At 37.1% G+C, this 12,261-nt stretch carries 14 protein-coding genes; 8 read left to right on the top strand and 6 right to left on the bottom strand.

The annotated features are described in order from the left end of the window. The first annotated feature begins 93 nt into the window (after positions 1 to 93). The 4 genes from rpsF (at position 94) to GILLI_RS00200 (ending at position 1,926) form a co-directional block, all read left to right on the top strand. Positions 94 to 432, top strand: a complete 339-nt coding sequence (gene rpsF / locus GILLI_RS00215; RefSeq protein ID WP_006987093.1) for a 30S ribosomal protein S6 — start codon at positions 94 to 96, stop codon at positions 430 to 432. A 2-nt stretch (positions 433 to 434) separates the two neighbouring features. Next, positions 435 to 731 carry a 30S ribosomal protein S18 gene (rpsR, locus tag GILLI_RS00210; protein ID WP_006987092.1) on the top strand — a complete coding sequence of 99 codons (297 nt, stop codon included), beginning with the start codon at positions 435 to 437 and terminating at the stop codon, positions 729 to 731. 13 nt (positions 732 to 744) lie between these two features. Further along, positions 745 to 1,197: a 50S ribosomal protein L9 gene (gene rplI, locus GILLI_RS00205; protein ID WP_006987091.1), complete on the top strand. Its 453-nt coding sequence runs from the start codon at positions 745 to 747 to the stop codon at positions 1,195 to 1,197. A gap of 252 nt (positions 1,198 to 1,449) precedes the next feature. Next, a complete protein-coding gene (locus tag GILLI_RS00200; protein ID WP_006987090.1) occupies positions 1,450 to 1,926 on the top strand; it encodes a DUF6495 family protein in 477 nt (158 codons plus the stop codon). On the opposite strand, the gene GILLI_RS00195 is transcribed toward GILLI_RS00200, so the two are convergent. Further along, positions 1,927 to 3,168 (bottom strand): ABC transporter permease, encoded by a 1,242-nt coding sequence (locus GILLI_RS00195; RefSeq protein WP_006987089.1) that lies wholly within the window; start codon positions 3,166 to 3,168, stop codon positions 1,927 to 1,929. It lies immediately after the preceding gene. A 197-nt stretch (positions 3,169 to 3,365) separates the two neighbouring features. On the opposite strand from GILLI_RS00195, the gene hisS reads away from it, so the two are divergent. Further along, positions 3,366 to 4,736 carry a histidine--tRNA ligase gene (gene hisS, locus GILLI_RS00190; protein ID WP_006987088.1) on the top strand — a complete coding sequence of 457 codons (1,371 nt, stop codon included), beginning with the start codon at positions 3,366 to 3,368 and terminating at the stop codon, positions 4,734 to 4,736. Positions 4,737 to 4,805: 69 nt separating this feature from the next. On the opposite strand, the gene GILLI_RS00185 is transcribed toward hisS, so the two are convergent. The 3 genes from GILLI_RS00185 to GILLI_RS00175 are packed head-to-tail and all read right to left on the bottom strand — an operon-like array spanning position 4,806 to position 7,206. After that, entirely contained in the window at positions 4,806 to 5,138 is a 333-nt protein-coding gene (locus tag GILLI_RS00185) for a CCC motif membrane protein (RefSeq protein ID WP_006987087.1), read from the bottom strand. A gap of 29 nt (positions 5,139 to 5,167) precedes the next feature. Continuing rightward, on the bottom strand, positions 5,168 to 5,452 hold the full coding sequence (locus GILLI_RS00180; RefSeq protein ID WP_006987086.1) for a DUF2752 domain-containing protein: 285 nt from the start codon (positions 5,450 to 5,452) through the stop codon (positions 5,168 to 5,170). 17 nt (positions 5,453 to 5,469) lie between these two features. Continuing rightward, entirely contained in the window at positions 5,470 to 7,206 is a 1,737-nt protein-coding gene (locus GILLI_RS00175) for a T9SS type A sorting domain-containing protein (RefSeq protein ID WP_006987085.1), read from the bottom strand. Between the two features lie 272 nt (positions 7,207 to 7,478). Between GILLI_RS00175 and GILLI_RS00170 the strand changes: the two genes are divergently transcribed. Together GILLI_RS00170 and GILLI_RS00165 are read left to right on the top strand one after the other, a co-directional pair. Then, on the top strand, positions 7,479 to 7,706 hold the full coding sequence (locus GILLI_RS00170; protein WP_006987084.1) for a hypothetical protein: 228 nt from the start codon (positions 7,479 to 7,481) through the stop codon (positions 7,704 to 7,706). Then, on the top strand, positions 7,706 to 8,257 hold the full coding sequence (locus GILLI_RS00165; RefSeq protein WP_006987083.1) for a Smr/MutS family protein: 552 nt from the start codon (positions 7,706 to 7,708) through the stop codon (positions 8,255 to 8,257). The genes GILLI_RS00170 and GILLI_RS00165 overlap by 1 nt, the downstream gene beginning before the upstream one ends. Before the next feature lies 1 nt (position 8,258). Here the strand turns inward: GILLI_RS00165 and GILLI_RS00160 are convergent, their stop codons facing one another. Next, positions 8,259 to 9,203 carry a hypothetical protein gene (locus GILLI_RS00160; RefSeq protein WP_006987082.1) on the bottom strand — a complete coding sequence of 315 codons (945 nt, stop codon included), beginning with the start codon at positions 9,201 to 9,203 and terminating at the stop codon, positions 8,259 to 8,261. Between the two features lie 87 nt (positions 9,204 to 9,290). On the opposite strand from GILLI_RS00160, the gene GILLI_RS00155 reads away from it, so the two are divergent. Next, a complete protein-coding gene (locus tag GILLI_RS00155) occupies positions 9,291 to 10,439 on the top strand; it encodes a cysteine desulfurase family protein (protein ID WP_006987081.1) in 1,149 nt (382 codons plus the stop codon). Between the two features lie 85 nt (positions 10,440 to 10,524). Here the strand turns inward: GILLI_RS00155 and GILLI_RS00150 are convergent, their stop codons facing one another. After that, on the bottom strand, positions 10,525 to 12,213 hold the full coding sequence (locus tag GILLI_RS00150; protein WP_040506249.1) for a M23 family metallopeptidase: 1,689 nt from the start codon (positions 12,211 to 12,213) through the stop codon (positions 10,525 to 10,527). Between the last annotated feature and the right edge of the window lie 48 nt (positions 12,214 to 12,261).

Genomic DNA, 12,261 nt, shown 5'->3' with positions numbered 1-12,261 from the left:
TCGGCTAAAAATGTACTTTGGCGTTAGCTAAAGGCTTTGTCAATACAAAAAAACATGTTACTTTTGCATCCAATTTAATTTAAATCATATTTTATGAATCATTATGAAACTGTTTTCATCTTGAATCCCGTTTTATCTGAAGACCAGATAAAGGAAACAGTAAAGAAATACGAAGATTTTCTTGTTTCTAGAGGTGCTGAGATGGTGGCCAAAGAAAATTGGGGGCTTAAAAAGTTAGCCTATCCAATTCAACACAAAAAAAGTGGCTTTTATCACTTATTTGAATTCCAAGCTCCTGGTGAGGTTATTAATCCATTGGAAGTAGAATTTAGAAGAGAAGAGCGTATGATGCGTTATCTTACTGTAAGGTTAGATAAACATGCTATTGCCTGGGCAGAAAAGAGAAGAAACAGAAACAAAGAAAAAGCGTAGTTATGTCATCAATTGAACAACAAGCAAAAGGAAAAAAAGACGGAGAGATCAGGTATCTAACTCCTCTTAATATAGAAACCAACAAAGCTAAAAAGTATTGCAGGTTTAAAAGATCAGGTATTAAATATATCGATTATAAAGATGCAGACTGGTTGATGAGTTTTGTAAACGAGCAGGGTAAATTATTACCTCGTCGTTTAACTGGTACTTCTTTGAAATATCAGCGTAAAACGGCTGTAGCGGTTAAACGTGCACGTCATTTAGCATTAATGCCGTATGTTGGCGATTTATTAAAATAAGAAAGAGGCAATTATGGAATTGATACTTAAACAAGACGTAGAAAAATTAGGTTTTAAAGATGATGTTGTAACTGTAAAGCACGGTTACGGTAGAAATTTTTTAATTCCTCAGGGAATAGCTCAGTTGGCAACACCTTCAGCAAGAAAAGTGTTAGCAGAAAACCTGAAGCAACGCGCTTACAAAGAGCAAAAGAATATAGATGAAGCTAAGAAACAATCAGCCAAATTAAATGGTCTTGAACTTAAGCTTACTGCCAAGGCAGGTGCTGGAGATAAAATGTTTGGTTCTATCTCTGATGCAGATCTTTCTGATGCCCTTGCAAAAGAAGGAATCGAGCTAGATAAAAAGTTTATCACTATCGCAGGTGGTATTATCAAGCGATTAGGACAATATGAGGCAACTTTGCGTTTTCATCGTGAAGTAGTTTCAACATTGAATTTTGATGTTGTTGCTGAAGCTTCCTAGTAAATACTATTTTAGTAAAAAAAGCCTGCTCAAATTGAGTAGGCTTTTCTATTTAATCCCTCGTTGAGGGTTTAAGCAGCCTGACCGTGGGGCAGGTTCCCCGTCCTGATAGCTCGGGACATACCTCGTAGAATTGCCCCGAGGTTCTTGAATTTTTTAGCTAAAACAGTACCTGAACCAAAAGCTTATTATTCCTGAGATGGCGTTAAAATATAAAATCAGGAAGTTTCACTCTAATAATAATTTTGACAAATGAAGTATAGCCGACTTACAAAAGAGCAGTTTGAAGAATTGCACCAGGAATTTATCAACTTTTTAGCATCTCAATCCATCACGGCTAAGGAATGGGAGGAGATAAAGAGGGATAAGCCTAAACTAGCCGAAGATGAAATGGATGTTTTCAGTGATTTGATATGGGAAGGGGTGCTGGATAAAGTCACCTATTTGGAGCATTTCTCTACCCAACAAATGTTTTTATTCGAGATAACCCAGGTAGAAATTAACCTAATAGGAATTAAAATTGAGAATGAAGCGATCGATATAACCAGGCGGGAAGGGTATCAATGGCTCCAGAAGAATTTGATGGACGATGCGGTAAACCTATATACTTCTTCCAAGGTTTTAAGCGAGGACAGAAACAAAGACATCTTTGCATTGATTCAACAGGGCGCTGTGATCACAAAAGGGGATTTGTTCCAATATTTTGATAAGGTTGTAAATTCCCGATGATTATTCGTAGTGCAGGGAATCAATAGGGTCCTGTTTGGCCGCTTTGTTGGCAGGGTAACTACCGGCTAAAATCGCAACTAAAATAGTAATCCCGGTTGCCCATAAAATGGCTTTCCATGGAGTTACAAAATTGAAATCGGCAGCGCTGGAGACTCCATAACCTATTAGTATACCCAGTAATATACCAAGAATTCCTCCAATTTGTCCTATTATGAGGGTTTCCATAAAAAATTGTGTAGCAATAGTTCCCTTTTTTGCACCTAAAGCTTTTCGAATTCCTATTTCCCGGGTCCTTTCAGTAACCGAAACCAACATAATATTCATAAGTGCAATGGAGGATCCAAAAATTGTTATTATGGAAATAATCCAGGCCGCAATGTTTAAATAGCTCGTTATAGAAAAGATCCTGTTTAAAAGGTCATCACTGCGTTCCATTCCAAAATTATTCTCCTCCACAGGGTTAAGTCCTCTAATATTTCTGAAGGTAATAATGGCTTCACTTTGAGCGCCCTCCATCATTTCTTTGTCGCCAACTTTTACACTAATATTATAGTTGATATTTGGCTGGGTAAACATGGATCGTGCTCTTTCAATAGGAATTAATACCCGGAGATCCTGATTGTTTCCGAAGGTAGAACCTTTGGATTCCAAAATTCCTATGACCTGAAATTTAACCCCGCGAACACTGATGGTTTTATCTACAGGCGAAGTGTTCTTGAATAAACCTTCAGCGAAATCGGCACCCAAAATAGCTACATTATTATTATTTTGAATATCGAAATAATTTAATTCCCTACCCTCTTCAAGGGATAACCCGGAATTGGAAAGATAATTTTCATTCACACCAACAATACTTACTTCAGGATCTGTTTTTTCATTTTCATATTTCACTTCAGCATTCGAAGTTCCCGTAAAGGAAATGGAGGCTTGAGTAAGCGGATAGCTAAAATTTTCCTTAAAATTTTTAACTTCCCTATAGGTAATGATAGGGTTTACTTTTTCACGTTGCCCCCCACCGCGGGTTTGGGTTGTAAATTCATAGCGCTGTAAATTAAAGGTGTTTGCTCCCATAGAAGCAAAGTCACTGCTTATCGTGTTTTCCAACGCGCTAACCGCACTTAAAATACCAACCAGAGCTGTTATCCCTATGGCGATGATCATCACTGTGAGTATGGTCCTAAGAAGCTGACTTTTAATAGAATCGAAAGCTATTCTTATATTTTCCTTAAATAGTGGGAACATAATTTTTAATTTCTGGCATATAGATTAGACTCATAAAGGAAGTAAATGTTACTTAAAAACCGAAATTTGTTTGAACCTTATCAAAAATTAGCATATTTGCACCCCGAAGAATTCCACCTGAATTAATATGCCAACACGCCAGGACATGTTATCAGGGTTAATTCTCACTAAAATTTTAGCATAATAATAGATATAATATGGCACAAAAACCTTCAATCCCCAAAGGAACAAGAGATTTCACCCCGTTGGAAGTTGCTAAACGCACGTACATAATAAGTGTAATAAAAGATCAATTTGAAAAGTTTGGGTTTCAACCTATTGAAACACCCAGTTTTGAAAATTTCGAAACCTTGATGGGCAAATACGGGGAAGAGGGAGATAGACTTATTTTTAAGATCCTGAATTCCGGAGATTTCCTGGCCAAAGCCAATACAAAAGCTTTTCAGGAAAAAGACAGTTTAAAATTAACACCTTCCATAAGCGAAAAGGCGCTTAGATATGACCTTACGGTTCCTTTTGCACGTTTTGTGGTGCAACACCAAAATGAATTGGAATTTCCGTTTAAGCGGTATCAAATTCAGCCGGTTTGGAGAGCAGATCGTCCTCAAAAGGGGAGATTCCGTGAATTTTTTCAGTGTGATGCAGATGTGGTTGGAAGTGATAGTCTTTGGCAGGAAGTAGAATTTATACAATTATACGATGCAGTATTCACAAGTCTTGGACTTAAGGGTGTACAAATAAAAATAAATAACAGGAAGATCTTATCCGGTTTTACAGAAGTTATCGGGGAGCAGGAAAAATTAATTGATTTTACCGTAGCGCTGGACAAACTTGATAAAATCGGTGAGGAAGGTGTAAAAAAGGAAATGCTTGAAAAAGGTATTTCTGAAGAAGCTTTGAAAAAGATTCAGCCAATTTTTGGTCTTAAAGGGACTTTTTCTGAAAAAATAAGTATTCTGAAAACAATCTTAGATACTTCAGAAATAGGTAGAAAAGGAATTAAAGAATTCCAGTTTATTCAAAGTGCAATTTCTGAAATGCCTCTAAAAACCGCTGAATTAGATCTTGATATTACGCTGGCACGCGGATTAAATTATTACACCGGGGCAATTTTTGAAGTGGCCGCTCCGCCGGAAGTAAAATTGGGTTCCATTGGTGGTGGGGGCCGGTATGACGATCTTACCGGAATTTTTGGATTGAAGGATATTAGCGGGGTAGGCATTTCTTTTGGTTTAGACAGGATCTTTCTGGTACTGGAGGAATTAAACCTTTTTCCAAAAACCGTAACTTTAAATACCAAAGTCCTGTTTATCAATTTTGGAGAGAAAGAAGCTTTATATGGCTTAAAAGCTATTAGGAAATTACGGGAAGCAGGGATAGCTGCAGAACTTTATCCCGATGCTGCAAAAATGAAAAAACAAATGGTTTATGCCAATAAACGGGAGATTCCTTTTGTGGTTTTGGCAGGCCCTGAAGAAATCGAGCTTCAGTTATACGGATTTAAAAATATGAAAACCGGGGAGCAAGAGAAGGTTTCCCTGGATGGTTTAATGGAAATTTTAAAATAAAAATCCTGTCATAAAAAAATGGTCGTTGCTGTTTTCAACGACCATTTTGTATATTAAATTTTAGGTTTTTTAGCCTCCGTATTGCTCCATCATCTCTCGTTGCATTTCTTGAATCCCTTCAATTCCGCCATACATTATAAGTCCTACTATGAGGATCACTATGTAGATTACACTTAAGGATACACCTATAATTGCCAATATCTTTCCGCTTTTTACATTTTGATATCCAATGTACATTTCTGGATTTGCCGCATAAGTATCGGTTGCTTTTTTAGCCAATACCAATGCGATAACACCAAATATTAACCCTATCAAGCCATAGCAGCAGCATCCTATTATAGATAAAATCCCGAAAACCAGAATTAGGGTTGAGTTGGGTAATTGTTGTCTTTCAATTTCCATAAGTTGTAAATAAATTTAATGGTTAGTGTTTAGTTGAAAAAATAGAACATTTTGATTAGATAGTTAAACAGAATTGTACCGGCTGTTAAAATGATAAGGCCAATTTTTATGCTAAAATCGAATTTAAATTTAATAAATATGTTAATCAGCACAAAAAAAAGTAGAATGGCAAGTGGATAGATTGCAGGGAACATTTTAAACGCATCAATAAAGTTGCCTTCAAACAGCAAAACCATTGCCCGCTGACCGCCACATCCGTAGCACTCAAGGCCGAAAAATTGTTTATTTAAACAAGGAAGCAGGAATTCTTCCATAAATACAAAAGTGTTAATTAATTTGAAATTATCACTTTTTTTGAAATTACACGCCCATGCTGAGCTATTATTTTTACCAGGTAAACTCCGTTGCTCAAATTTTGAGTGGGGAATTGGTAAGAAGTTTGGTTTCCGAGAGTCTTGATCTCAAACATTTTTTTGCCTAAGCTATCATATAAAAAAACCGTATTGGTACTGTTTTCTTCCATAAAAAGTAATTCAAGGCGATTGAGAAGGTTATTCTGAAATATTCTGAATTCATTAATGGCAGGAGCAGCAACATCCGGCGTATTTTCATCGATCCCTTTGTTAAAGGTGATCCTGAAACGTTGATTATAGTTGCCGGGATCTAACAAGATGTTAAATTTATTTTCTGAAAGATCATGATAGGTTTTAGTTTCAAGGTCCAATAAGTAAATGGGGTTAAGGGAAATTGCTGTAGTTTTATGAAAAACCACTTCTGATGGGATAGCAATTTTCAGAAATAAAGGGATTTCTTCAAATTTTTCAAAAGGTCGAACATCGATCAAATAGCTCAAATCTTCAATTAGAAAACCTACGTCCGACTCCAATACTGACATATTTTTAGCATCCATTGCATGATCGATTCCGCTGGTTGCCTCCGGATGATGAATTAGCAAAAGCTGTCGTATGTATTTTTCATTGAACTCCACATTTAAGCGTAGCATTGCGATTTCTTCAGAATTAATTTTGGCTTGTTTAAATTCAGATGTCAAAGAATTCTCTTTTTCAAACACTCGGTATTCATTTTTGAAAATAAGATTTCCATTTTGTTTTCCTTCCACTAAAAATCCCTGGCCAATGGGAGCGAAACGCCTGGCTATATGCTTCCCGGTTTCCCCTGTGGTATTAAGTTGGTTTCCTGACTCATCAAATTTTCTAAAAACAGGCGGGACATATCCATTGTTTCCACCTGCCGGGGAATAGACACCATAACCACCTTCATAATCTTTAATATAATGGGATTCGACCAGGCTAGAATCCCAAAAATATGCTACTCCTGTTGTGGCTGGATTTTCCTCTAAAAATTTTTTAAGGTCCAACGCCGAAGGGTATGGGTTTCCCACCAGCCTGTTTTTATCGATTTCTACTGCTAAACTTATGGTTCCATTATATGCTCTTCCCCTAAAATCATATCGCTGTTTGTTTCCAGGATTATTAGGGATACCAAGAATATTCACGAATGTATTGGTTCCACCAACACCTTTCATAGTGAATCCTTCTCCTGGCAAAAGATCAAAATGTTTTCCTACATAGATCCAATCGGAATAATTACCGCCCATAAATTTGTAGATCCATCTATCGGATATTTTTAATGGATTTGAATATCCGTTTAAATCGCTGGTTATAAGAGCCTTTTTGCTGTTCAATTCATCTAATGGCTCAAACAGGATATTTCCAAAAACTGAAGAACCCGAAACATCCTGCACCGGAGTGCTCCAGTAATTGTATGTGTACGCACTGGCATTTCCTTCCTGAAACACAGATAACATTCCATTTCCTGTATTAGGTGAATTGGAGTTTCCCTGAAGTAATTGGGCTTCGTCTCTTAAGTATAAGCTTGCTTTTTTTGCTTCAGAAGGATTGATACTGAGGTCTATTTGTTTTTCAACAAATAAAAAACCGCTTTCTACATATACAAAGCTATCCTGATTTCCATAAGGTTTTATGTGCAGTTGGGAAAAAACAGGAATACACAATAAAAAGCTTACGATAATGTATATTTGCTTCATGAATGAATGGTTTATTTAAAATGAAGAGCATAGTTCTTTTGTAAAGGTTAACCTATGCCGTGTTTATATTTTGATAATCAGATTTTTAAGTATTATTTTAAGGGTATTGATAAATAAAGCTGGTAATAAAAAAATGAATAAAAAATACCCAAAATCCCTTAAAATTCACAAATGAAATGAGCGTAACAGGAACTAGCTATTAATACATGTGATCCTATGCGAATTACTCCCTACGGTTATCGGGAGACCTACAAAAAACTTAATACCTACAGATGAATAAAAAATACGGTCAAATTTTTAATACAGTACTTATTGTCATTGGTGGCGGAATTCTGATTTACACAATTTCAGGAGAATATAAAAATCGTTATCTTCAAATACTGGGATTGGTGGTCATTATGTTTGGATTATATAGAGCTACCAATCATTGGGTTGAAACAAAAGATGATCATAAAGATGAAAATGATCCTGATAATAATGATAAAACCGGGCAGGAATAATGAGTTTTGAAATAAATGATAGGGTAGAGGTCCTGGATGATATCCTGGAAGGAAAAGTTGTTAAATTAAAGGGTGAAATGGTTTCTATTGAAACTTCTGAAGGTTTTATGCTTGATTTTCATCAATCAGAATTGGTAAAGACCAGTGAGGAACAAAACAGAATGATTGCCACTCATGATGTTTCTATGTCTGATATCATCAAGGAAAAACAAAATCCTATTAAGCCAAAATCTTTACGTGTAAAACCTAAAGATCGCAATTTACCTCCTATGGAAGTGGATTTGCATATTGAAAAACTGGTTAATTCCTATAGGGGTATGAGTAATTTTGATATACTCAACCTCCAGATGGCAACCGCCAAAAGACAAATTGAATTTGCTTCCCGGAAAAGGATACAAAAGATCGTTTTTATTCACGGGGTAGGGGAAGGTGTTTTAAAAGCCGAACTGGATTATTTATTAGGCGGTTATGATATCCTGAAATTTTATGATGCCGATTATCAGAAATATGGTATTGGTGCCACAGAGGTCTATTTTTTCCAGAATAATTAAATCATTCTTGCGTATCCGGCGGCAAGGTTACATTAACTGACCCGGAAGTAAATGTTCCAAAACGGTAGATTGCGAAAGAAATTTCCTCATTGTTTCCTCCCTGGTTTTGAAGTTGTAAATTTGTGATCACTATGGAAGACAGGTATCTTCTGGAAATGGTGTTGGATAACGGAGAATCTAAATCGCCATCAAAACGCTCGGCAACCAATGGATTTAAATAGCGGTATTCGCCTGCTTCATTTTGATTTTGAGGCGCTCGTGGATTCTGAAATTCTGCCGTAACTTCAAATTTAGTTGGAACACCGTCCCCGTCATCATCAGGATCAAGATAATCTGGAGTTCCATCTTCATCTGTATCCGGATAAACCGGATTTGTAGGATCACCACCGGCATATGCGATTTCTGTTCGGGTAGGAACATTGTCGCCATCATCATCTATATCCAGATAATCGGGAATTCCATCTCCATCTGTATCCTGCTCTGTAGCCATTCCTTCTTCTAAAGATGGAACCCCATCTCCGTCATGGTCCAACGCGTTAACTGCTTGAGAAATAGTTGTGATAGTGACTGTTCCGCCAACACTTATTAGCTCCTCCAGTACTCTTGGAGATCCCGGAGGAATATCGTTGCAAAAATAATTGTTGGGAACCGCCTCATCGTAGGTGCGATAGATTACCTGGTTGTTAGCATTTAATTCAAAAGTAATGGTTTGAGTAGAATCGGTTGTCATTATTCCATCCTCGGGAGATAGCCTGGGGTTACTAAATTTCAAAGAAATAGTTTCAAATACCTCTTCATTTTTTATAAAATACAACACTTTGCTTCTTTCAGCTCCACACATTTTCAAATCAGGATCATTAAAATCCAGGGTTGTTACTATAATATCTCCATCATCACAGGAGGTAAGAAAAAGTAGTATGAGAACAAATGCAAAGCAGGTACGCATAAAGTATGTTTTCAACAAAAATAAACCTTTAGGATTTTATAGCAGAGCATCGCTCGAATAATTTTATTTCTTTTATTTTTGTGCCCTATGAAAAAAGTATATCTGGACAGTGCAGCTACGACGCAAATGCGTGATGAAGTTATTGAAAAAATAACCTTGGTAATGAAAGATTTTTATGGTAATCCTTCATCTTCACATAGTTATGGGAGGTCATCTAAATCTTTGATAGAAAATGCCCGAAAAACTGTAGCCGGATTTTTAAATGTGGCTGCTTCTGAAATAATATTCACCTCCGGAGGAACCGAGGCAGATAACCTTGCTTTAAACTCTGCGGTTCGAGACCTTGGGGTGACACGTATTATCACTTCAAAAATTGAACATCACGCCGTTATATATACCGTAGATCAATTAAAAGCCTGCTTTAAAATCGATGTAGAATATGTGCATCTTGATGAATGTGGATCTGTTGATACAAATCATTTGGAGGAGCTGTTGAGTTCCAGTGACAGCAAAACCCTCGTCAGCCTTATGCACGTGAACAATGAAATTGGGAATATGCTGGATGTTAAAGCGGTGGGAAAAATGTGTAAAGATTACAATGCACTGTTTCATTGCGATATGGTACAATCTGTTGGTCATTATGAAATTGATCTTACTGAAATTCCTGTAGATTTCACTGCGGTTAGCGCTCATAAGTTCCATGGGCCTAAAGGAGTGGGATTTGCATTCGTTAGAAAAAACAGCGGCCTTAAACCTCTTATTTTTGGGGGAGAACAGGAGCGCGGCCATCGTGCCGGCACGGAGAGTGTTCATAATATTGCGGGGTTGGAAGAAGCGCTAAAACTCGCCCATGAAAACATGGCAGTGGAAAAGGAGTATATCACTTCCCTTAAAAGTTACTTTGTTGACCAACTGGAGCTCAATATCCCCGATATTAAATTCAACGGGTATTGTCGGGATCCATTTAAAAGCACCTATACACTTTTAAATGTTTGCCTTCCGGTAACCCAGGAAAAGGCTTTAATGCTCTTGTTTCAGCTGGATCTGAAAGGGATTGCCTGTTCAAAAGGCAGTGCCTGCCAAAGTGGAAGCGATAAAGGCTCTCACGTCCTGAGTGCTTTTTTAAGCGAGGAGGATCTTAAAAAACCATCTCTTAGATTTTCTTTTTCAAAATACAACACCAAGGAGGAAATAGATTACGTGGTTTCTGTTCTAAAGGATTTTATCGCGCCCTAAGGAGCCCGTTTAGTAAAACATTTGCTATAATTGATTCACAAACCAAAGTTATAATTGAGAGACGTCCTTTTGGGCGTTTTTGCTTTTATTTTCTGAAAAAAGTGGCTTCAAAGGTTTGACTGTTTCCTACATTATCGGTAACGACCACCTTCAGGTTATTTTCTGTTTCGGTTACAACACCATCGTTGAAATCATGGGTAAGGGTATTGTTTTTATATTCATATTCCATGAGGATAAATTTACCGTTTACCGTAGCGCGATAACTCTTAATTCCTGAAAGATCATCAGAAATACGGAGTTTTAATTCTGAATTTCCCGATATCCATTGTCCTGACTTAAAATTTAAAGGGCTTATAGATGGAGGTTTCGTATCCGATGCCAATGTGTATTTTCCAAAGGTTCTTATCCCTGTAGTCATCCGGTTGCCTTTTAGATAAGTATTGGAGTAGGAGGGCCTGTTCTTATACCCCAATTGTGCGATGAACATTTTTTCAAGTTCTTCAGGCTTATACTTGCTTACATCAAAGCCTACAGTGATATTGGTATGTATTGGCGTGTCATCTTTATGAAAATCGATGGTATCTCCCATAAATTTTATATCCAGATACGTGTCCTGGTATAAACTTCCTTTTGGAATATAAACATCTATTCCGTTCTCTTCTGCTGAAAAAGCCTGATTTGCCTGAGCGAAATAATCTGTTTTTGAGATATTTCTGGGGGTTACATTATCTGGCCTTTTTCCTTTAATTGGAATTCTGATAATCCTTTGGTTGCCGGCAAAATCTATCACTTTAATATTGTATAAATACGTAAGACTATCCTCAACATTTATAACTCCCTGGTCTATAACCTTGTTATAAACACTTAATGGATTGTTTGGTTCAACAAATAATTTGGTGATCCTGGTTTTATTGGAACTGAAGTATTCGTAATCTATTAATTGGTTTAGATGCCTGGTTTCATTAAATGAAAACCTGTCCATATTCATTTCAAAAACGGTATCTCCGTTTAAATTGGCTTCTATTTTATAGATCCCGTTGTTGTTTGAAGCTCCATCCTGTTTGTCCACGGCAGAAATTCCGAAGGCAATATTTCCGCAGGCATTGAGCTCTTCTGTTTTAAAAGAACCGTCATTTAAAGGAGTTAATCTAATTCTCTGGCGTTGCGCCGATCCGTTTACGTGTGCATCTTCTCCCAAAGGATATACGAAAAGGCTGTTAATAGTAGGAGCCTGACTGTCTTTTACGTTTACACCAAATAATTTAGGGTTCATAGGGCGCTGTTGCCCATCCCGGATTTCAAAATGTAAATGAGGACCCCCACTTCCGCCAGTATTTCCGCTAAGTGCAACCAATTCCCCTTTTTCTACTTTTAATTCTGATGCAGTAGGGAAAAGTTCGATTTCATAGCTTTCTTTAGCATATTGCTGTTTTTTGATATAAGCTTCAATTTCGGGGGAGAACTTTTTTAAATGTCCGTAAACAGTGGTATAACCATTTGGATGTTGAATGTATAGCGCCTTGCCGTACCCGTAATGCTGAATATTGATCCTGCTTACATAACCTTGTGCAGATGAAAGAACATTCAAGCCTTCCCTTTGTTGGGTTTTTATATCAAGTCCGCTGTGAAAATGATTGGATCTCAATTCTCCAAAGGTTCCGGAAAGCACTAAGCCCACATCCAATGGACTCGTGAAATAATCTACAGGAACGGGAGCCTGGGCCTTAACAATTAGGGCGAATAGGGTAAAAAACAGGATCAAAAAATGCTTCATAAGTGAATTCAAAATAGGGTTTATTACTGGGGGGTTAAATATAAACAA

This window comes from Gillisia limnaea DSM 15749, assembly GCF_000243235.1.
In the GTDB taxonomy this organism is placed as follows: Bacteria; Bacteroidota; Bacteroidia; order Flavobacteriales; family Flavobacteriaceae; genus Gillisia; species Gillisia limnaea.
Note: the sequence above shows the minus strand (reverse complement) of the source record. Positions and strands in the feature narration are given on the sequence as shown.

Coding starts and splice junctions, on each gene's coding strand:
- GILLI_RS00150 (WP_040506249.1), bottom strand. CDS start 12,213: ATGAAGCATTTTTTGATCCTGTTTTTTACCCTATTCGCCCTAATTGTT.
- GILLI_RS00195 (WP_006987089.1), bottom strand. CDS start 3,168: ATGTTCCCACTATTTAAGGAAAATATAAGAATAGCTTTCGATTCTATT.
- GILLI_RS00175 (WP_006987085.1), bottom strand. CDS start 7,206: ATGAAGCAAATATACATTATCGTAAGCTTTTTATTGTGTATTCCTGTT.
- GILLI_RS00180 (WP_006987086.1), bottom strand. CDS start 5,452: ATGGAAGAATTCCTGCTTCCTTGTTTAAATAAACAATTTTTCGGCCTT.
- GILLI_RS00185 (WP_006987087.1), bottom strand. CDS start 5,138: ATGGAAATTGAAAGACAACAATTACCCAACTCAACCCTAATTCTGGTT.
- rplI (WP_006987091.1), top strand. CDS start 745: ATGGAATTGATACTTAAACAAGACGTAGAAAAATTAGGTTTTAAAGAT.
- GILLI_RS00200 (WP_006987090.1), top strand. CDS start 1,450: ATGAAGTATAGCCGACTTACAAAAGAGCAGTTTGAAGAATTGCACCAG.
- rpsF (WP_006987093.1), top strand. CDS start 94: ATGAATCATTATGAAACTGTTTTCATCTTGAATCCCGTTTTATCTGAA.
- GILLI_RS00155 (WP_006987081.1), top strand. CDS start 9,291: ATGAAAAAAGTATATCTGGACAGTGCAGCTACGACGCAAATGCGTGAT.
- rpsR (WP_006987092.1), top strand. CDS start 435: ATGTCATCAATTGAACAACAAGCAAAAGGAAAAAAAGACGGAGAGATC.
- GILLI_RS00165 (WP_006987083.1), top strand. CDS start 7,706: ATGAGTTTTGAAATAAATGATAGGGTAGAGGTCCTGGATGATATCCTG.
- GILLI_RS00160 (WP_006987082.1), bottom strand. CDS start 9,203: ATGCGTACCTGCTTTGCATTTGTTCTCATACTACTTTTTCTTACCTCC.
- hisS (WP_006987088.1), top strand. CDS start 3,366: ATGGCACAAAAACCTTCAATCCCCAAAGGAACAAGAGATTTCACCCCG.
- GILLI_RS00170 (WP_006987084.1), top strand. CDS start 7,479: ATGAATAAAAAATACGGTCAAATTTTTAATACAGTACTTATTGTCATT.